The organism is Pseudomonas sp. TE3895 (genome assembly GCF_056278855.1).
On the sequence record NZ_JBWBQE010000001.1, the window covers coordinates 975,240 to 994,283 of the forward strand.

17 protein-coding genes are annotated in these 19,044 nt (G+C 62.4%); 9 read left to right on the forward strand and 8 right to left on the reverse strand.

What is annotated here, in order from left to right:
• Positions 1–23: 23 nt before the first annotated feature.
• The 3 genes from znuB to zur are packed head-to-tail and all read right to left on the reverse strand — an operon-like array spanning position 24 to position 2,054.
• Positions 24–806: a zinc ABC transporter permease subunit ZnuB gene (gene znuB / locus ACZ889_RS04385; protein WP_003253007.1), complete on the reverse strand. Its 783-nt coding sequence runs from the start codon at positions 804–806 to the stop codon at positions 24–26.
• Entirely contained in the window at positions 799–1,572 is a 774-nt protein-coding gene (gene znuC, locus ACZ889_RS04390; protein WP_003253004.1) for a zinc ABC transporter ATP-binding protein ZnuC, read from the reverse strand. Before znuC ends, znuB begins: the two co-directional genes overlap by 8 nt.
• Positions 1,569–2,054: a zinc uptake transcriptional repressor Zur gene (zur, locus tag ACZ889_RS04395; protein WP_003253002.1), complete on the reverse strand. Its 486-nt coding sequence runs from the start codon at positions 2,052–2,054 to the stop codon at positions 1,569–1,571. Before zur ends, znuC begins: the two co-directional genes overlap by 4 nt.
• Before the next feature lie 66 nt (positions 2,055–2,120).
• On the opposite strand from zur, the gene ACZ889_RS04400 reads away from it, so the two are divergent.
• Positions 2,121–3,029, forward strand: a complete 909-nt coding sequence (locus ACZ889_RS04400) for a zinc ABC transporter substrate-binding protein (RefSeq protein WP_476257195.1) — start codon at positions 2,121–2,123, stop codon at positions 3,027–3,029.
• Between the two features lie 111 nt (positions 3,030–3,140).
• Here ACZ889_RS04400 and ACZ889_RS04405 read toward each other — a convergent pair whose 3' ends face one another.
• Entirely contained in the window at positions 3,141–4,091 is a 951-nt protein-coding gene (locus ACZ889_RS04405) for a homoserine kinase (RefSeq protein WP_476257196.1), read from the reverse strand.
• Positions 4,092–4,160: 69 nt separating this feature from the next.
• Positions 4,161–4,448, reverse strand: a complete 288-nt coding sequence (locus tag ACZ889_RS04410; RefSeq protein ID WP_003252997.1) for a DUF2782 domain-containing protein — start codon at positions 4,446–4,448, stop codon at positions 4,161–4,163.
• A 75-nt stretch (positions 4,449–4,523) separates the two neighbouring features.
• Between ACZ889_RS04410 and polA the strand changes: the two genes are divergently transcribed.
• Positions 4,524–7,271 carry a DNA polymerase I gene (gene polA / locus ACZ889_RS04415; RefSeq protein WP_476257197.1) on the forward strand — a complete coding sequence of 916 codons (2,748 nt, stop codon included), beginning with the start codon at positions 4,524–4,526 and terminating at the stop codon, positions 7,269–7,271.
• 545 nt (positions 7,272–7,816) lie between these two features.
• Here the strand turns inward: polA and yihA are convergent.
• Entirely contained in the window at positions 7,817–8,449 is a 633-nt protein-coding gene (gene yihA, locus ACZ889_RS04420) for a ribosome biogenesis GTP-binding protein YihA/YsxC (RefSeq protein ID WP_010951522.1), read from the reverse strand.
• Positions 8,450–8,650: 201 nt separating this feature from the next.
• Here yihA and ACZ889_RS04425 point away from each other — a divergent pair, with 201 nt between their 5' ends.
• The 7 genes from ACZ889_RS04425 to ACZ889_RS04455 all read left to right on the forward strand — a co-directional run bounded on the left by ACZ889_RS04425 (position 8,651) and on the right by ACZ889_RS04455 (position 15,887).
• Positions 8,651–8,953: a c-type cytochrome gene (locus ACZ889_RS04425; RefSeq protein WP_003252992.1), complete on the forward strand. Its 303-nt coding sequence runs from the start codon at positions 8,651–8,653 to the stop codon at positions 8,951–8,953.
• A gap of 31 nt (positions 8,954–8,984) precedes the next feature.
• Positions 8,985–9,602: a c-type cytochrome gene (locus ACZ889_RS04430; RefSeq protein ID WP_003252989.1), complete on the forward strand. Its 618-nt coding sequence runs from the start codon at positions 8,985–8,987 to the stop codon at positions 9,600–9,602.
• Positions 9,603–9,753: 151 nt separating this feature from the next.
• Positions 9,754–10,386, forward strand: coding sequence for a thiol:disulfide interchange protein DsbA (gene dsbA / locus ACZ889_RS04435; RefSeq protein ID WP_003252987.1), 633 nt, complete (start codon positions 9,754–9,756; stop codon positions 10,384–10,386).
• A gap of 12 nt (positions 10,387–10,398) precedes the next feature.
• Positions 10,399–11,253, forward strand: a complete 855-nt coding sequence (locus ACZ889_RS04440; RefSeq protein WP_003252985.1) for an endonuclease/exonuclease/phosphatase family protein — start codon at positions 10,399–10,401, stop codon at positions 11,251–11,253.
• 27 nt (positions 11,254–11,280) lie between these two features.
• Positions 11,281–13,218, forward strand: coding sequence for a GGDEF domain-containing protein (locus ACZ889_RS04445; protein WP_180689034.1), 1,938 nt, complete (start codon positions 11,281–11,283; stop codon positions 13,216–13,218).
• A gap of 77 nt (positions 13,219–13,295) precedes the next feature.
• Positions 13,296–14,084 carry an N-acetylmuramoyl-L-alanine amidase gene (locus tag ACZ889_RS04450; RefSeq protein ID WP_011953154.1) on the forward strand — a complete coding sequence of 263 codons (789 nt, stop codon included), beginning with the start codon at positions 13,296–13,298 and terminating at the stop codon, positions 14,082–14,084.
• 204 nt (positions 14,085–14,288) lie between these two features.
• On the forward strand, positions 14,289–15,887 hold the full coding sequence (locus ACZ889_RS04455) for an EAL domain-containing protein (RefSeq protein ID WP_019437393.1): 1,599 nt from the start codon (positions 14,289–14,291) through the stop codon (positions 15,885–15,887).
• A 14-nt stretch (positions 15,888–15,901) separates the two neighbouring features.
• Here ACZ889_RS04455 and ACZ889_RS04460 read toward each other — a convergent pair whose 3' ends face one another.
• A complete protein-coding gene (locus tag ACZ889_RS04460; RefSeq protein ID WP_180689033.1) occupies positions 15,902–17,683 on the reverse strand; it encodes a KinB sensor domain-containing domain in 1,782 nt (593 codons plus the stop codon).
• Positions 17,680–19,026 carry a sigma-54-dependent response regulator transcription factor AlgB gene (gene algB / locus ACZ889_RS04465; protein WP_014589262.1) on the reverse strand — a complete coding sequence of 449 codons (1,347 nt, stop codon included), beginning with the start codon at positions 19,024–19,026 and terminating at the stop codon, positions 17,680–17,682. The genes ACZ889_RS04460 and algB overlap by 4 nt, the downstream gene beginning before the upstream one ends.
• Positions 19,027–19,044 lie beyond the last annotated feature (18 nt).

The window sequence follows — 19,044 nt, forward strand, 5'->3', positions numbered from 1 at the left end:
CGTGCCTGCACACGCCTTGCTTTTCAGCGTTTTGGCAGGGCCAGGCTCAGCAAGAATAGCACTGCGGCGCAGACCACGATCGAGGGCCCGGCGGGGGTGTCCTTGAACCAGGACATGGCCAGGCCGCCGCAGACCGCGGTGACACCCAGCAGGCTGGCACCCAGGGCCATCTGCTCTGGTGAGCGGGCGTGGCGCTGTGCCGCAGCGGCAGGAATGATCAGCAGTGAGGTAATCAGCAACACGCCAACGATTTTCATGGCAACCGCAATCACCACCGCGATCAGCAGCATCAGCGCCATGCGCAAGCCGGCCACGGGCAGGCCTTCAACCATGGCCAGTTCTTCGTGCACGGTAACCGCCAGCAGCGGCCGCCACAGCGCAGCGAGCAGCAGCAGGACCAGCGCACTGCCACCGAGGATCCAGGCCAGGTCGGTGGTGCTAATGGCCAGCAGATCGCCGAACAGGTAAGCCATCAGGTCGATGCGCACATCGTGCATGAAGCTCAGCACCACCAAGCCCAGCGACAAGGTGCTGGGGGCCAGGATACCCAGGAGGGTGTCGGAGGCCAGCGGCTGGCGTTGCTGCAATGTCACCAGCAGGATCGCCAGCAACAGGCAGCCCACGGTTACCGCCAGTGCCGGGCTGACATCCAGGGCAAAGCCCAGGGCCACACCGAGCAGCGCGGCGTGAGACAGGGTGTCGCCAAAATAGGCCATGCGCCGCCATACCACGAAGGAGCCCAGTGGGCCTGCAACCAGTGCCAGGGACAAGCCGGCAAGCAAGGCGTAGAGAAGAAAATCAGCCATGCTTGCAGTGCTCTCCGTGAACATGGGTGCCAGGGGCGACCACCGAGCCATGCAGGTCGTGGCTGTGGTCGTGATGGTGGTGGTAGATGGCCAGGCTCGGTGCGGTCTTGCCGAACAGCTCGACGAACGCCGGGTCACCGCTGACTTGCTCTGGGTGGCCCGAGCAGCACACGTGGCGGTTCAGGCACACCACCTGGTCGGTGGCGCTCATGACCAGGTGCAGGTCGTGGGACACCATCAGTACGCCGCAGCCGTGGCGGTCGCGCAGGCGGGTGATGAGGTTGTAAAGCTCGGTCTGGCCGACCACGTCCACACCTTGTACCGGTTCGTCGAGCACCAGCAACTGGGGTTCGCGCAGCAAGGCGCGGGCCAGCAGCACGCGTTGCATTTCGCCGCCGGAAATAGTCTGGATCGGGCTGTCGATGACCTGCTCGGCGCCCACTTCCTGCAGCGCCGACAAGGCTGCCGCGCGGTCTACGCCGGGCACCAGGCGCAGGAAGCGCAGCACCGACAGCGGCAGCGTGGCATCAACCTGAATCTTCTGCGGCATGTAGCCAATGCGCAGCTTGGGTTTGCGCCATACCTTGCCGCGATGTGGCTTGAGCAGGCCAAGTACGGCGCGCACCAGGGTCGTCTTGCCCGCCCCGTTGGGGCCAATCAGGGTGACGATCTGGCCTGGGGCGACCGACAGGTCGATGCTGTCGAGCACTGCCTCACCGCCAAAGGTGACGCCGACCTGCTCCAGGCGAATCAGGGCGTCGCTCATGCCGCGCTCCGGCAGTTACCGCACAGGCCGACCACTTCCACGGTCTGGGTCTCGACCGTGAAACCCACGCCTTTGGCGCTGTTGATGATGGCCTCGCTGATGCTGCTCTGCTCGAGCTCGATGGCCACATGGCAGGCCCGACAGATCAGGAACTGGCCTTGGTGCACGTGCTCGGGGTGGCTGCAGCCGATGAAGGCGTTGAGCGATGCGATGCGATGCACCAGGCCGTTTTCCAGCAGGAAGTCCAGCGCACGGTACACCGTGGGCGGCGCGGCGCGGCGGCCGTCCTGCTCACTGAGCACAGCGAGGATGTCGTAGGCGCCCAGTGGCTTGTGGCTCTGCCACACCAGCTCCAGCACACGGCGGCGCAGGGCTGTCAGGCGCAGGCCCTGGCGGGTGCACAAGGCGTCGGCTTCAGCCAGTGCGCTGTGTACGCAATGGGAGTGGTCGTGAGGACGGTTGGCCAGCGGTGTGATGGACATGGGCAGCGACGGTTCTGGACAGAGACGTTATTATGTTACCTGTTTCTGAAGATTCGAGTATCCACCGTGTCCCGATTCCTGGCTCTGTTTGTCGCTTTCATCGCATTATCCGCGCAGGCCGACGTGCGTGTGCTCACCAGTATCAAGCCCCTGCAGCAGATTGCCGCTGCCGTGCAGGAGGGTGTTGGCAGCCCTGACGTGCTGCTGCCGCCCGGCGCTTCCCCCCACCACTATGCGCTGCGCCCCTCGGACGTTCGGCGGGTAGGCGATGCCGACCTGTTGTACTGGATCGGCCCGGACATGGAGAACTTCCTTGCGCGCGTACTGGGAAGCCGTAGCAAGGCCACAGTGGCTGTGCAGTCGCTGCCGGGCATGAAGCTGCGCCACTTTGGCGAGGACAGCCATTCCCACGAGGAAGAAGACCATGACGATCATGACCACGACCACCGCCCAGGTAGCCTGGATGCGCATTTGTGGCTATCGTCGGTCAATGCGCGAGTAATCGCGGCAAAAATGGCAGCTGACCTGGCCCAGATCGACCCGGCGAATGCGGCTCGCTATCAGAGCAACCTGAAGGCCTTCGATGAACGCCTGGATGCGTTGGATGGGCGTATCAAGGCGCGTGTGGCCGGTATTGCCGGCAAGCCGTACTTCGTCTTCCACGAAGCCTTCGACTATTTTGAAGCTGAATATGGCTTGAAGCACGCGGGCGTGTTCAGCGTGGCATCCGAGGTGCAGCCTGGGGCGCAACATGTGGCGGCCATGCGCAAGCGTCTTCAGGAAGTGGGCAAGACCTGCGTGTTCAGCGAGCCGCCACTGCGGCCGCGATTGGCCGAGACGCTGACTGCCGGGTTGCCGGTGCGCCTGGCCGAGCTGGATGCCTTGGGTGGCACCGATCCGGTGGATGGCAAAGGGTATGAACGCTTGCTGGAGAAGCTGGGCGGTGACCTGGCAGGCTGCCTGGAACAGTTGTAAGCCTGTACCGGCCCCTTCGCGGGTGAATCCGTGCCCACAGGTACTGCGCAGGCCTCAAGGCTGTCGCTATCCCTGTGGGAGCGGGTTCACCCGCGAAGAAGCAGACGTGGTCTACAGAGCGAACGGCAGGTGCAAAGCCACCTGCTGGCGCTGCGCCAGACGTACTTCAAACTCGCTCGGATCGTGGATCATCACATCCATCCCGGCAAACGATTCGGCGGCAATCAGGCGCGACAGCCAGAAACGTACGCAGCCTACCCTCAACATTTCCGGCCACAGCTCGGCTTCGGCTGCAGTGAACGGCCGCAGCGCCGCATAGGCTGCCAGCAGTGCCTGGGCGCGTGGTACATCCACCGCTTCCTGCTCATCCAGGCACCAGTCGTTTACGGTGATGGCAATGTCATACAGCATCGGCCCGGAGCAGGCATTGTAGAAGTCGATTACACCGGTCAGGTGGGTGCCTTCGAACATCACGTTGTCGCGGAACAGGTCGGCATGCAGGTTGGCCCGCGGCAAGGCCAGGATCTGCGCCTTGTGTGCGCTGATTTCGTCCAGCGCCGGCTGCAGCAATGCGGCTTGCTCCGCAGTCAGGCGTGGCAGTAGCTCGGCACCCGAGGCCAGCATCCAGTCCAGGCCGCGGTCGGTGCGGCGCTCGATGATGTGCTCTCGGGTGGCCAGGTGAATGTGTGCCAGTAGCTCGCCGACCTGGGCGCAGTGCTGGTTGTTGGGTGCCTTGATGTGTTTGCCCGACAGCCTGGGCTGCAGCAATGCCGGCTTGCCGCACAGCTCGCGCAGGCCGTTGCCGTCGCGATCACGAATGGCATAGGGCACCGGCATGTCGGCACCGTGCAGGGTATCGAGCAGCTCGATGAAGAACGGCATGTCCTCGCTGGGCCCACGCTCGATCAGCGTCAGGACGAACTCCCCCTGTTCGAGGCTGACGAAGAAATTGCTGTTCTCGGTACCGGCGGCAATGCCCTGGAAGTCGAGCAGACGGCCCAGCTCGTACGGCGCCAGAAAGGTTTCCAGCTCAGGCCGGGTCACGGGGGTGAAGACTGACATGATGAAAAATTGCCCATACGGGCACTTCCGCCGGGAAGTGCCGGGTTGATGTGAACGGTGCGCGTCAGCTTACCACTCGAAGATCTTCCAGGACGGAATCAGCATGTCCGGCTGGTCGGATCGAATGAAATTGGCATCAGTGCCATCAGCGCGTACCAGAAAGTAAGGCTTGCCGTTTTTCGGCGTGATCTTGATCGCATACAGGAAGCCGTTTTGCCGGTATTCCTGGATGGTTTTATCGCCTTCCGTGCGAATGGTCACCTCGGGATCGGCCGAGGGGGCGTCGTCCGCCGCCAGGGTGACGACAGGCGTGGTTGCCAACAGGCCGAGCAGTAACAGGCGATTGAGTGTGCGCATGATAACCTAGTCCCTTTGTCGTCAATGATTCTGGCTATTCTAGCGCCGGACCCGTCGAAAAGGTTGATTCTGCTCATGAGCCAAGCGCCCCTCGTCCTGGTGGACGGTTCCTCCTACCTTTATCGCGCCTTCCACGCGCTGCCACCGCTGACCACGTCCAAGGGCATGCCGACCGGTGCGGTGAAGGGTGTGCTGAACATGCTCAAGAGCCTGCGCAAGCAATATCCCGACAGCCTGTTCGCCGTGGTGTTCGACGCCAAGGGCGGCACTTTCCGCGATGCCATGTTCGCTGAGTACAAGGCCAACCGCCCCAGCATGCCGGATGACCTGCGGGTACAGATCGAGCCGCTGCACGCCAGCGTCAAGGCGCTGGGCTACCCGCTGCTGTGCGTGGAGGGTGTCGAGGCTGACGACGTGATCGGCACCCTGGCGCGCAGTAGTGCCGCCTTGGGTCGCCCGGTGATCATCTCGACCGGTGACAAGGACATGGCGCAACTGGTGAACGGGCACATTACCTTGGTCAACACCATGACCGGAAGCGTGCTGGACGTGGCTGGCGTGCACGAGAAGTTCGGCGTCGGCCCGGAACACATCATCGACTTCCTGGCCCTGATGGGTGACAAGGTCGACAACATCCCGGGCGTGCCGGGCGTGGGCGAAAAAACGGCGGTGGGGCTGCTGACCGGCATCGGCGGCGGTCTCAGCGACCTTTACGCCAACCTGGACAAGGTGCCAACGCTGGCCATTCGCGGCGCCAAGACCTTGCCGGCCAAGCTGGAGGAGCACCGCGACGCGGCTTTCCTGTCCTACGAGCTGGCCACCATCAAGGTTGACGTGCCGCTGGATGTGGAGGTCGAGGCGCTGGTGTGCGGTGAACCTGACCGCGAGGCGTTGCTGGCGTTGTACACCGAGATGGAGTTCAAGAGCTGGGTTGCCGAAGTGCAGCGCGATGCGGCCAAGGCTGGTGATGATGTCGCCCCGGCTGTGGAGCCTGCGGCCAAGGTCGAGCCCAAATACGAAACCATCCTCGACCAGGCCCGTTTCGACGCCTGGCTGGAAAAGCTGCGCCAGGCACCGCTGTTCGCCTTCGACACCGAGACCACCGGCCTGGACGCCCAGCAGGCGCAGTTGGTCGGCCTGTCCTTCGCTGTCGAGCCGCACGAAGCGGCCTATGTGCCGCTGGCCCACGATTATGAAGGCGCGCCGGTCCAGCTGGATCGCGAGGCCGTGCTGTTGGCGCTGAAGCCCTTGCTGGAGGACCCGGCCAAGGCCAAGGTCGGGCAGAACGCCAAGTACGACATCAACATCCTCGCCAATGGCTCCCCCGCCATCGAGATGCGCGGCGTGGCCTATGACACCATGCTCGAGTCGTACGTGCTGAACTCCACCGCCACCCGTCATGACATGGACAGCCTGGCGCAGAAGTACCTCGACCACACCACGATCGCCTTCGAGGACATCGCCGGCAAGGGTGCCAAGCAGCTTACCTTCAACCAGATCACCCTGGACAAGGCCGGCCCCTACGCCGCCGAAGACGCCGACATCACCCTGCGCCTGCACCATGCATTGCAGGCCCGCCTGGCACAGACGCCGAGCGTGCAACCGGTGCTGATGGATATCGAGATGCCGCTGGTGCCGGTGCTGGCCAGGATCGAGCGCCAGGGTGCGCTGGTCGATGCCGAGCTGTTGAAGGTACAGAGCGGTGAGCTGGGCGTGAAGATGGCTGAGCTGGAGCTGCGTGCCTACGAGCTCGCCGGTGAGACGTTCAACCTCGGCTCGCCCAAGCAGCTGGGCACGATTCTTTACGACAAGCTGGGCATGCCGGTGCTGAGCAAGACCGCCAAGGGCCAGCCATCCACCGCCGAAGCAGTGCTCGACGAACTGGCCGAACAAGGCTACCCGCTGCCAGAGGTGCTGATGCAGTACCGCAGCCTGAGTAAGCTCAAGAGCACCTACACCGACAAGTTACCGGGGCAGATCAACCCGCGCACCGGGCGCATCCACACGTCCTACCAGCAGGCGGTGGCGGCCACCGGCCGGTTGTCGTCGAGCGACCCGAACCTGCAGAACATTCCGATCCGCACCGCTGAAGGGCGGCGTATTCGCCAGGCGTTCATCGCCAGTCCGGGCTACAAGCTTCTGGCGGCGGACTATTCACAGATCGAGCTGCGCATCATGGCCCACCTGGCCAAGGACGAAGGCTTGCTGCATGCCTTCCGCAATGACCTGGACGTGCACCGCGCCACGGCAGCCGAAGTGTTCGGTGTGGCTCTGGAAGACGTGACCACCGACCAGCGCCGCAGCGCCAAGGCCATCAACTTCGGCCTGATTTACGGCATGAGCGCCTTTGGCCTGGCCAAGCAGATCGGCGTCGACCGCAAGCAGTCACAGGACTACATCGACCGTTATTTTGCCCGCTACCCGGGCGTGCTGGCCTATATGGAGCGCACCCGCGCCCAGGCGGCCGAGCAAGGCTTTGTCGAAACCCTGTTTGGCCGCCGGCTGTACTTGCCAGACATCAATGCCAAGAACCCTGCCCTGCGCAAGGGCGCCGAGCGCACGGCGATCAACGCCCCGATGCAGGGTACTGCGGCCGACATCATCAAGCGGGCCATGGTCAAAGTAGATAACTGGTTGAGCGAGAGCGGGCTGGATGCCCGGGTGATCCTTCAGGTGCACGACGAACTGGTGCTTGAGGTACGCGAGGACCTGGTGGAGCAGGTGAAAGATGAAATTCGCCAGCACATGAGCCAGGCCGCGCAGCTGGATGTGCCGCTGCTTGTCGAAGCAGGCGTTGGTGCGAATTGGGACGAAGCTCACTGATTGAGCAGGTAAAACTGTGTAGGATCTGCGGCGTAGTGACGCGGATCCGAGCACCGCTCAGTGCTGTGGGTGCTTAAGTTTCATGAAACTATCGCAAATAGTTTTGTGGGCTTCGGAACTAAACCGGTGAAGCGGAACTCAGAGTAACTGAATGGCTGGTGAAGCCCTTCGATGCTCCTATGTTGTGTTAAGTGTTGGCAGATATCTGGACCCCGCCCTAGCGGTCCGGACTTGGACCCCGAACTTCCCCCTCCCCATACGAAGTCCGGGGTTTTTTTTGCCCGGAATTTGCCGGATGGCTTGTACTGAGCCCCCGTAGGAGCGGGTTTACCCGCGAATGCGATGTCGAATTCACCGCTGCATTCGCTGGTAAACCCGCGCCTACAAGGGCCTGCGCCCAATCACCAAAGCGTGTCCAACCCCGATCAGGTGTAGGAGCGGGTTTACCCGCGAATACGGTAGTGGCGGCAACGGTGAACGGCGGGTGGAGAGCAGGCCCGGCCCTTTCGCGGGTAAACCCGCTCCTACGAGTCAGGCGCAAAGCATTAAACGACCGGCTTGTCTTCCAGTTCCATCCAGTCCGCCAGCACTCGGTAGGCGTCTTCCACGCCCAGGCGCTTGGGTGCCGAGAACAGCTGGATGGTCACGCCATCCCCCCAGCCCTTGCGGATTTCCGACTGTACTTTCAGCAGTGTGTTCTTGCCCGCGCCGTGGGTCAGCTTGTCGGCCTTGGTCAGCAGGATATGCATCGGCATGCTGCTGGCCTTGGCCCAGTCGAGCATCATCTTGTCGAAGTCGGTCATCGGGTGACGCACGTCCATCATCAGGATCACGCCACGCAGGCACTCACGGCTGCCCAGGTAGGCTTCCAGGTGTTTCTGCCAGTGCTGCTTGAGCGGAATCGGGACTTTTGCATAACCATAGCCCGGCAGGTCGACCAAACGCCGTTCATCGTCCAGACTGAAGAAATTCAACAGCTGGGTGCGCCCGGGAGTCTTCGAGGTACGCGCCAGGCTGGCATGGGTCAGGGTATTGAGGGCGCTGGATTTGCCGGCGTTGGAACGGCCGGCAAAAGCCACCTCGTAACCCTGGTCGTCCGGGCATTGTTCGACCTTGGCTGCGCTGAGGGCGAATTTGGCTTTCTGGCAGAGGCCGAGGATGGGGTTCTTGACTTGCATGGGATATCCGATGTGGGTGTTGCCTGACTTTGTAGAGCCAAGCCTGGCAAGCGGTGTCGTTTCCGTTTGGATGGCGGAAGTATATAATGCCCCAGTTTTTGTGTGCTCATTCTCCCAGCGAAGGAGAACGGGCATGGGGTGTCGAACAATAGCTCGCGCAACAGAACGCAGCGCGGCCCCCAACCCTGAAGGTCGTTCCGCATGGCGAAATGGCTGCTTGCTGTCGGTATGTTCCTGCCGTTTTTCAGCGCACAGGCTACACAGGATCCCGAGGTGTTGTACAACCGCACGTGTGCGGCCTGCCACACCGGGCAGTTGCCACAGGCACCCAGACGGGGTGACCGGGCAGCATGGGAGCCAAGGCTGGCGCAAGGCATGGATGTACTGGTGAAGCACGTGACCCAGGGTTTCAAGGCTATGCCGCCGCGTGGATTGTGCATGGACTGCAGTGCCGAGGACTACCGTTTGGTCATCCTTTGGATGAGCGGCAGTCCCGATACATAACATTTCACCCTTAGCCGTGTTGGATTAGCTGATGAACAAACTAGTCGTGAGTCTGCTGTTGACCTTGGGTGTCGCTGGTGCGGCCACTGCTGCGCAACCTATCAAAGGCGATGCCGCCGCTGGCCAGGCCAAGACCGCCGTCTGTGGCGCCTGCCACAATCCTGACGGCAACAGCCTGGCACCGAACTTCCCGAAACTGGCCGGCCAAGGCCAGCGCTATCTCGAAAAACAACTGCACGATATCAAGTCGGGCAAGCGTACCGTGCTGGAAATGACCGGCATGCTGGCCGCATTCAGCGACCAGGATCTGGCCGATATCGCCGCCTACTTCTCCAGCCAGAAAGGCAGCGTGGGTGCCGCCGATCCCAAGTTGGTCGAGCGCGGCCGTGCGCTGTTCAATGGTGGCGACCTGGAAAAGGGCATGCCGGCCTGCACTGGCTGCCACTCGCCTAACGGCGCGGGCATCGCCTTGGCCGGCTTCCCGCACCTGGGCGGGCAGCACTCGCAGTACGTGGCCAAGCAGCTCACTGATTTCCGCGAAGGCAACCGCACCAACGATGGCGATGCCATGACCATGCGCACCATCGCTGGCAAGCTGAGCAACCATGACATCGAAGCGTTGGCCAGCTACATCCAGGGCCTGCATTAACTTTCGGTTAATGTTGTAGGCCAATGATGAAAGGGCGGCCGGGCTGCCCTTTTTTCTGCCCGCAGCCGTTACACTACAGAACTCGAGCCCTTCCCGGCCTGTCTCAGTGCAGGTCGCGTCGTGGCGACCCATGACTGCTCAGGAGTAAAGCATGCGTAAACTGATTCTCAGCGCTGCGCTGGTCGCCGCCAGCGTATTCGGTATGACTGCCGTTCAGGCCGCCGAGCCTGTCGCCGGCAAGGAATACATCGAGCTGAGCAACCCTGTTCCGGTTTCCGTGCCTGGCAAGATCGAAGTCGTCGAGCTGTTCTGGTACGGCTGCCCACATTGCTACCACTTCGAGCCGACCATCAACCCTTGGGCTGAAAAGCTGCCCAAGGACGTCAACTTCAAGCGCGTACCGGCCATGTTCGGTGGCCCGTGGGATGCACACGGCCAGATGTTCCTGACCCTCGAAGCCATGGGCGTCGAGCACAAGGTGCACGCGGCGGTGTTCGATGCCATTCAGAACCAGCACAAGCGCCTGACCGACAAGAACGACATGGCCGACTTCCTCGCCACTCAAGGTGTGGACAAGGACAAGTTCCTCGCCACCTTCGACTCGTTCGCCATCAAGGGCCAGGTCAAACAGGCCAAGGAATTGGCGAAGAAGTATGAAATCACCGGCGTACCGAGCATGGTCGTCAACGGCAAGTACCGCTTCGACCTGGGGACTGCCGGCGGACCGGAAGGCGTGCTGAATGTCGCCGACCAGCTGATCGACAAGGAGCGCGCTGCCAAGTAGGCGGCGTCACCCATGCCCCGCTTCAGAGCTACGCGTGGCATTGGCCTGCACGAGCCGCAGGTCAACGAGCATCACCTGCAGGCCCCGGGCCTGCCCGAGGATGGTCGTCTGCGGCTGCTCAGTTTCAACATCCAGGTGGGCATAAGCACCGAGCGCTACCGCCATTACCTGACGCGTAGCTGGCAGCACCTGCTGCCGCATAACGGCCGTGCCGGTAACCTGCAGAAGATCGGCAGGTTGCTGGGCGACTTCGACCTGGTGGCCCTGCAGGAAGCCGATGGTGGCAGCCTGCGCTCGGGCTACGTCAACCAGGTCGAACACCTGGCCCACTTGGGGGCCTTCCCCTATTGGTACCAGCAGCTCAACCGCAACCTTGGGCGTTTTGCCCAGCACAGCAACGGTGTGCTCAGCCGCCTGAAGCCGCAACTGCTCGAAGACCATCCGTTGCCTGGCCCGGCCGGGCGTGGTGCGATTCTGGTGCGGTTTGGCGAAGGCGAAGATGCGCTGATAGTGGTGATGATGCACCTGGCATTGGGGGCCAAGACCCGCGCCCTGCAGCTGGGTTATATCCGCGAGCTGATAGGCGGTTACCGTCACCAGGTGCTGATGGGCGACATGAACACCCATGCCACCGACCTGCTTGAGCATTCGCCGCTGCGCGATTTGGGCCTGGTCGCCCCACAAGTCGAGGCCACCTTCCCCAGCTGGCGACCGCAGCGTTGCCTTGATCATATTTTGCTCAGTTCAAGCCTCACGCTGGAGCGTGTCGAGGTGCTGGCGCAGCCAATTTCGGACCACCTTCCCGTTGCTGTCGAGATTCGATTGCCTGATGCATTGACTGTGGATACGCTGCCGGTTTTGAGCTAATTGCCATCACCGTTTGCGGACCCGGGCATGACTGAAGACGCTGAGCGCTGGAAAGAAAAATACCTTAAAAGCATCGAGCAGCAAGAAAAGCTCGAACGCCGTTGGGATGCCCGTCTTGACCTGCTGCGTCGAGGCCTGGTGCGCAGCACCCTGGCTGCTGAAGGCAGTGACAAGGTGGTAGACGAGTGCATGAAGGAAATGCGCGATGTCATTCGCAGCGACAACATGGACGCCGGCCTCGCCGGCTTGATTCCGCGCCTTGAGAAAGCGGTACTGGATTCCGAACAGCGTCGCGAAACCCGCATGAACCAAGTCAGCGATGCGCTGACCGCACTGGTTGGCCAACTGCAAGGCCTGCCCCTGCCCAGTGAAATCTCGCGGCCATTGAAAAAACTGGCGAAGAAGCTCGACGGCGGGGTTGCCCAGTCACGCGAGCTGCCGCCGCTGTTGGGCGAGTTGAGCGGCTTGCAGGGGCGCGCGCTTTCGGCCCTTGGCAAGCCGGGTGAAGAAGCCCGACCCGGGTTTCTGCAGCGGTTGTTCGGAAGCCGTGAGGAAGATGCACAGGCAGGAGCAGAGCTTGCGCCGGTGGCGTTGCCTGCTGCCGAGGTTGTGCCCCAGGCAGCCGGCAGTGCCGAGCCCTCGCGGCCCGATGATGTCGATGCGCTACAACCGTTGCCGGCCCCTGCTGCTCCGACTGCCGAGGTGGCCGAAGCGCCCGAGCTTGAGCTGGAGGCATTTGGCCCGGCGCTGATCGAAACGGCGGAAATGGCGCCAGCCCCGTTGCCAAAGGACAAGGCGCCATTGCCGGAAGCTGCAGTTTCCGCCAGCGAGCCGTTGGCTGAGGCAGAACCCTTACAAGCCCTTGAAGAAACCTTTGGTGAAGACGGCCCCTATGCCCTGCCCTACGCAGTGGAGCCGCCTTACAGCCAGGTTGCCGCGCACATCGAGCAGACCCTGATCGGTCTGCTCGATGACCTCAGCCTGCCCGAGCGACACAAGGCTCAGGCGCTGGAAATGCGCGAGCGGGTTGCTCGCGGCTTGAACTGGTATGAGCTGATCCCGGTGCTGGATGACTTGGCAGTACTCATGCTGGCGATCACCGACAGCGGCCAGCACGAATTCGAAACCTACCTGCAGCAGCTCAATGAACGCCTGGAAGGTTTCCAGAGCCACCTGCACGAGGCCAGCGCCGGTCACGCGGACAACAGCACCGCTGCCCGCGAGCTGGATAGCCAACTGCGTGAGCACGTCGACGGCCTGCAGAGCAGCGTGCAAGGTGCCGCCGATGTAGACAGCCTCAAGCACATTCTGGAAAACCGCCTGGAAGGCTTGCTGATGACCATGGACGAGCACAAGCACGAGCGTGATCGCCGCGAGCAGGAACTGGCCGGTCGCCTGCAAGGCTTGTCGGAGCGGGTGGCGAGCATGGAGCATGAGGCGCTTGGCTATCGCGAGCACCTGGAAGAACAGCGCCAGAAAGCGCTGCTGGACCCGCTCACCGGCCTGCCCAACCGTGCGGCCTGGAGCGAGCAAGTCGAACGCGAAATGCTTGACTGGCAGGAAAACGGCGGCCATCTGGCGATGGCGATTCTTGACCTGGACCATTTCAAACGCATCAACGACAACTATGGTCATCTGGCTGGGGACAAGGTCCTCAAGATCGTGGCCGACCAGTTGCGCAAGCGTCTGCGGGGCCGGGATTTCATCGCCCGTTTTGGCGGCGAGGAATTCGTCTTGCTGCTGCCGCAGACTACGCCCGCAGTCGCTGCGCAAATGGCCGAGGTGTTGCGCGCCACAGTCGAAGCCTGCCCATTCCACTTCAAGGGTGAACGGGTGGTGATCACCACCTCCATCGGCCTGGGTGCATTCCGTTCTGGCGAACGCAGCGACCAGGTGCTCAAACGGGCCGATGCAGCGCTGTACCGGGCAAAGGAGCAGGGGCGTAATCGCGTCGAGCATGGTTAGCCAGCCACCGTTTCCTCGGCAGGCACAGCGCAGGTGAGCACGTTATACTGTAGCGCTCATACGCTGAGGCCACTGACGTGCTTTCCACGCTTAAAAAAACCCTGATTTCCTTTTTGCTGTTGTCTGTCGCCGGTTGCTCGACGGGCCTGCGCATCGACCGCAGTCACCCTTCGGCCAATCAGGACAACCGCATCCAGTTCGTTGTCCTGCATTACACCAATGCTTCGCTGGAGCGCTCGCTGGCGCTGCTTACCCAGGGTGAGGTCAGCAGCCATTACCTGATCGGCGATGGCCCGGCAACGGTGTATCAGCTGGTGGATGAAAACCGTCGTGCCTGGCATGCCGGTGATAGCCAGTGGCAGGGGCGCACCTGGCTGAACTCCTCGTCCATTGGTATCGAGATCGTCAACCCGGGCTTTACCGACACCCCGAACGGCCGGGTCTGGCACCCTTACAGCGAGGCGCAGATCCAGTCGCTGATCGCGCTGCTCAAGGACATTGTCAAACGCAACAACATCGAACCACGCCATATCATCGGCCACAGTGACATCGCTCCGCTGCGCAAGCTGGACCCGGGGCCATTGTTCCCGTGGAAGCGCCTGGCCGACGCCGGGCTGGGTATCTGGCCGGATGCCAACGCCGTGGCACGGCAGCAAGCCTACTTCAGCGTCAACCCGCCAAGCGTTGGCTGGTACCAGCAGGAGCTGGCACGGTTTGGCTATCAGATCGAGCAGACCGGCGTGCTGGATGTTGCCACACGTCATGTGATCGCCGCCTTCCAGATGCGCTTCCGCCCGCAGCGCTTCGACGGCATGCCGGATGCGCAGACAGCAGCGATGCTGCAGGTACTTAACCGCATGCGTTGAGTCACGGCGGGCGGGGGCCTTGTTGCAAGCCTTGCGCTGCGAAGAGGCGAGTTGGGTCGACGCGGTTGTATCGACTTTAACGGTCTCATCGCAGCCACAAGGCTGCTTCTACAAAGAGCGTGGCTGGATTGCAGCGAAGCGCCAAACGGTGAGGGTGATTATTGATTCCGTTGCTATACCTTGGTTATCAACTGGATGCCTTCGATGTCAGCCTTCATTGCCTTGCTGCGCCAAATTTTTTACCGTCCCTGGATGCTGGCCACTTTGGCAGCGCTGGCCAGCGCCGCGGTGTTGCTCTCTGCCAGCATTGGCATTGCCCTGCAACAAATGAAGCAAAGCGAAAGCGAACAGATGAATGCCCAGGGCGAGCGTTTTCTGGAACGGCTAGAACAGGTGTTCGGCCAATTGCGCGAAGGGGTCGACCTGCTGCAGGCCCAACCCTTGCGCGGCTGCAGCCCGGCAATGCTGGCAGCCTTGCAGCAGGTTGGCCTGAACTCGCGGTTCATCTATGAAGCTGCTTATGTAGATGGCAATGTTGCCTGCTCCAACCGCGGTGATGAGCGAGCGTTCGTTCCCTTGCGGGCGCCAGATATCCAGGGGCCGACGTACAGCTACTGGCTTAACACCACCACCGAGCCGAACGAGAACCTGGCAGCACTGATGCTGGGCCGGGGCAAGTTTCTGGTTTCCACCTCCCGTGGGCATTTGACCGATGTGGTGGACCTGCCCCCAGGTGGCAGCCTGGTGGTGGTGCTGGACAACGGCGCCCGGGCCATTCCGGTGCTCGGCCCGCCACAGGTATGGCCACCGCCCTCGGCCTGGTCGACCAGCCACAAGTCGCTGCTGGAACTCAGTGATCGGCTGATCTACCGAATGCCGACCAAGTCGCCGGATTACCAGTTGGTGCTGATTGCCCCGAGGGCCAGTCTGCCGCTGAAGATGAACGGCATGCTCTGGTTGCTGTTCCCCGGCAGCGTGCTGGCGGCCTGCTGCATCGGTTGGTTGGTACTGCAGTTGATTCTGCAACGACGGTCGATGAGTTCAGAGTTGCAGAATGCCTTGCGTCGTGGAGAGCTGCAGGTGCTCTACCAGCCAATCATCGAGCTCGACAGCCGGCGCTGTGTGGGCGCCGAGGCCTTGGTGCGCTGGCGCCGCCCGGACGGCACCCTGACCAGCCCGGACCTTTTCATTCCGCTGGCGGAGAATACCGGGCAGATTCGCCAGATCACCGACTTTGTCCTGCAGCGTGTGCTTGAACAGCTAGGTCAGCTACTGCGCTCGCACCCCAAGCTATACATATCGATAAACCTGGCGGCCTGCGATGTGATGGTGCCACGTATTGGCCGGGTGGCGGCGCGCTTGTTGGCCTTGCATCGAGTGGCGCCCAGCCAGATTGCCTTCGAGGTGACCGAGCGCGGCCTGATCGACGTGGTGGTCGCCCGTGACAATCTGCAGGCGCTACGCGCCGTGGGGCACCAGGTGCTGATCGACGACTTTGGTACCGGTTATTGCAGCCTGGCCTACCTGCAAACCCTGCCGGTGGACTGCCTGAAGATCGACAAGGCATTCATCGACGCTCTGGGCCACGATGCCGCCAGTAGCGGCGTGGCCCCGCATATCATCCGCATGGCCCATGACTTGCACTTGCGGGTAATTGCCGAAGGTATCGAGTTCGAGGACCAGGCAGTGCTGCTGAACAGCGAGGGGGTCAATTATGGCCAGGGCTGGTTGTTTGCCCGGCCGCTGAACGCCCGGCAGTTTGCCGAGTTGGTGACTCGTGGGCACCTGCCGCGGCGGGTGTAGGCGCGTTGAAGCAATCAGACCGGCAACGCCATGTAGAACTGGGTCCCCTGCCCCGGTCGGGAAAACACGCCCATGCGCCCTCCGTGCAGCTGCACAATTTCCTTGCACAGCGCGAGCCCCAGCCCAGCGCCGCCTTTCTTGCGACCTACTTGCACGAAAGGCTCGAAGATGCGCGCTTGTTGCCCATAGGAAATGCCCTCTCCGTTGTCCTCGACGCTGATGATCACCCGTTCTGCATGCCGTCTGGCATGCAGGCGGATGCGCCCGCCGTTGGCGGTATGGCGGATGGCGTTGTGCAGCAGGTTGTCCAGCACCCGGTCCAACTGGGCGACGTCGGCCTGGATGCGCGGTAGCGGCGGGTCCAGTTCCTTGATCAACTCGATCTGCTTGTGCGCGGCCTGTTCGGCAAAGCGCGATTGCGCGTGCTCCAGCAGGTCGTCGATGGCACAGGGGGCCAGCTCGAGCTTTTGCAAACCGCTCTGATAACGGGAGAAGTTGAGCAGGTCGTTGATCAGTTGGGTAAGACGCTGCATTTCTTCGCCGATGGTTTCCAGCAGGTCGTTCTCGCGGGCTTCGGGCGGGAACTTGACCCGCTCGCGCAGCAGGCCGAAGGCCATGTGCATGCCGGTCACCGGGGTACGCAGTTCGTGGGAGGCGCGCAGCACGAATTCGCTGCGCACCCGCTCGAAGGCCCTTTGCTCGGTCACATCGTGCAGCACCATCACCGCGCCGAGGATTGGTCCCTGCGGGTGGCTGACCGGGGTCAGGCTGTAGGTGAGCAGACGTGATTCTTCATCGACCTCCATGTTCAGGTCGTCTGGTGGGCGGTCGAGGCTGCCCCCGCGCAGAACCTGGCGCAGTTGTTGCTCAAGCTCGGGTCGCTGCAGGGCTTCGACCAGGCTGCTGCCCACGCGGCTATCGTTCCAGCCCAGCTGGCGCTGCGCCACCGGGTTGAGGTGCTCGAGGCGGCCCTGGCGGTCGATGATCAGCAGGCCGTCGTCGATGCTGTCGAGTACGGCCTGTAAACGCTGCTGGCCGGCCAGCAGCTCGTCGACGTTGGTGGCCTGGTGCTTGCGCAAGGCATCGGCCATCAGACCAAAACGGCGGGTCAGCTGGTTAAGCTCGGCGGCCTGGGTAACCGGCAACGTAACGTCGAAATTGCCCTTGCCTAGCTGGTCGGCCGCCTTGGCCAAGGCTTCGATCGGCTGGCCGAAACGCCGGGCGATGTTGTGCGCGGTGATAAAGCCCAGTACCAACACCACCAACCCCATCAGGCCGAGTACACCACTGACCAGCAAGGCGCGGTCACGGGTGCGCTCCTCGCTACGGGTAATCAGGTCCAATGCCTGCTTGTGAGAATCGATGAGGTCGGTGCGCACCTGATTGAACGCGGCCCCAAGCGGCTGATCGGCACCCATGCTGCGAGCGGGTGTGGCGCTGTCGCGATAGGTCTGGAGGAAGGCCTGGTAGTTGCTGCTGGCCTTGCTGAAACCGGTGCGCTCACCGCCTTGCTCCAGCCCTTGGTTGAGCAGGTCCTGGAAGTTTTCCTGCAGCAGCCGCAGGCTTTCCGGGGCGGTGTCTTCATCGAGAATCAGCATCAGCTGTTCGCCCAGGTTCTGGCGCAACTTCAGCCCCACTTCCAGGACATGGGTGGTATCGCGCACCAGTTGCTGTTGCACTGTAGCCATCTGCAGCATGCTGACCAGACCCAGCAGCAGCCCCAGCAACGCCACGGTGACGAGCGTCGAGATGCTGAGGAAAAGCCGCGTACGCAGCTTCATGGGCGGCCATTTCATAGGTTGTACTGCTTGCGCTTGCGGTACAGGGTAGAAGCATCGATGCCCAAGGTCTTGGCGGCTTGGTCGAGGGTATCACTGGCGGCCAGTACGGCACCGATATGGGCACGTTCCAGTTCATCCAGGCTAAGCGCGGCACCTACGCGTGGCGCATTGCCGGCGGGTTGTTCACCCATGCCCAGATGGCTGATTTCCACGCGCTCCTGCGGGCAGATGATGCTGGCCCGTTCCACTACGTTGCGCAGTTCGCGAATGTTGCCAGGCCAGCGGTAGTTGAGCAGGGCGGTGCGCGCCTCGTCACTGAAACCGCGGGCGGGGCGGGAGTATTCCTTGACGAAGCGGGCAAGGAAGCGGTCGGCCAGTATAAGGATGTCTTCACTGCGCTCGCGCAGCGGGGGCAGGTGCAGGGTAATCACGTTCAAGCGATACAGCAGGTCTTCGCGAAAGCGGCTTTCGCGCACCATCTCTTCAAGGTTGAGGTTGGTGGCAGCCAGGATACGTACATCGGCACGCCGGGTAACCGGGTCGCCGACGCGTTCATATTCCTTGTCCTGGATGAAACGCAACAGTTTGGGCTGCAAGGTCAGCGGGAAATCGCCGATCTCGTCGAGGAATAGCGTGCCCCCGTCAGCCTGGCTGACCCGCCCCAGGGTGCTTTCGCTGGCGCCGGTGAAGGCGCCGCGGGTGTGGCCGAATAGCTCGCTTTCCATCAGCTCGGCGTTAAGCGACGGGCAGTTGATGGTCACGCAGGCTTTGCGTGCACGCTTGCTCCAACCATGGATGGCCCGTGCCAGCTCGCCCTTGCCGGTACCAGATTCGCCAAGGATGAGGATGTTGGCGTCAGTGATGGCGACTTGGCGGGCGGTTTCAAGCACCGCCATCATGGCCGGGCTATGGGAGTCGAGGCCGTCCTTGGGTTTGCGTATTTCACCTTCCAGCGCTTCCAGGCGCGCAGAAAGCTGGCGCACCTCCAGTTGCTTGGCAGTGGCCAGGCGCAACTGGTCGGGGCTGCATGGCTTGACCAAGTAGTCGGCAGCGCCGGCCTGGATGGCATCTACTGCGGTGTCGATCGCCGAGTGCGCGGTGACGATCACCACCCGCATCCACGGGGCCTGGATACGCATCTGTGCCAGCACGTCGAGGCCGTTGTCTTCCCCCAGGCGCAAATCGAGGAAGCATAGGTCGAACACCTGGCGCTGCAGCAGGGTTTCTGCCTGGGCGGCGCTGTTGGCCGTGGCCACGCTGTAGCCCTCGTCTTCGAGGCAGTAGCGGAACGTGCGCAGGATCGCGGACTCGTCATCCACCAGCAGAATTCGGCCTTGGTTGTCCTGGGCTGATTCCATTTCCTGTGCTCCTTAGGG

Coding starts and splice junctions, on each gene's coding strand:
- ACZ889_RS04425 (WP_003252992.1), top strand. CDS start 8,651: ATGGCGAAATGGCTGCTTGCTGTCGGTATGTTCCTGCCGTTTTTCAGC.
- znuB (WP_003253007.1), bottom strand. CDS start 806: ATGGCTGATTTTCTTCTCTACGCCTTGCTTGCCGGCTTGTCCCTGGCA.
- ACZ889_RS04410 (WP_003252997.1), bottom strand. CDS start 4,448: ATGCGCACACTCAATCGCCTGTTACTGCTCGGCCTGTTGGCAACCACG.
- ACZ889_RS04405 (WP_476257196.1), bottom strand. CDS start 4,091: ATGTCAGTCTTCACCCCCGTGACCCGGCCTGAGCTGGAAACCTTTCTG.
- yihA (WP_010951522.1), bottom strand. CDS start 8,449: ATGCAAGTCAAGAACCCCATCCTCGGCCTCTGCCAGAAAGCCAAATTC.
- dsbA (WP_003252987.1), top strand. CDS start 9,754: ATGCGTAAACTGATTCTCAGCGCTGCGCTGGTCGCCGCCAGCGTATTC.
- ACZ889_RS04455 (WP_019437393.1), top strand. CDS start 14,289: ATGTCAGCCTTCATTGCCTTGCTGCGCCAAATTTTTTACCGTCCCTGG.
- ACZ889_RS04440 (WP_003252985.1), top strand. CDS start 10,399: ATGCCCCGCTTCAGAGCTACGCGTGGCATTGGCCTGCACGAGCCGCAG.
- ACZ889_RS04430 (WP_003252989.1), top strand. CDS start 8,985: ATGAACAAACTAGTCGTGAGTCTGCTGTTGACCTTGGGTGTCGCTGGT.
- ACZ889_RS04460 (WP_180689033.1), bottom strand. CDS start 17,683: ATGAAATGGCCGCCCATGAAGCTGCGTACGCGGCTTTTCCTCAGCATC.
- algB (WP_014589262.1), bottom strand. CDS start 19,026: ATGGAATCAGCCCAGGACAACCAAGGCCGAATTCTGCTGGTGGATGAC.
- polA (WP_476257197.1), top strand. CDS start 4,524: ATGAGCCAAGCGCCCCTCGTCCTGGTGGACGGTTCCTCCTACCTTTAT.
- ACZ889_RS04445 (WP_180689034.1), top strand. CDS start 11,281: ATGACTGAAGACGCTGAGCGCTGGAAAGAAAAATACCTTAAAAGCATC.
- znuC (WP_003253004.1), bottom strand. CDS start 1,572: ATGAGCGACGCCCTGATTCGCCTGGAGCAGGTCGGCGTCACCTTTGGC.
- zur (WP_003253002.1), bottom strand. CDS start 2,054: ATGTCCATCACACCGCTGGCCAACCGTCCTCACGACCACTCCCATTGC.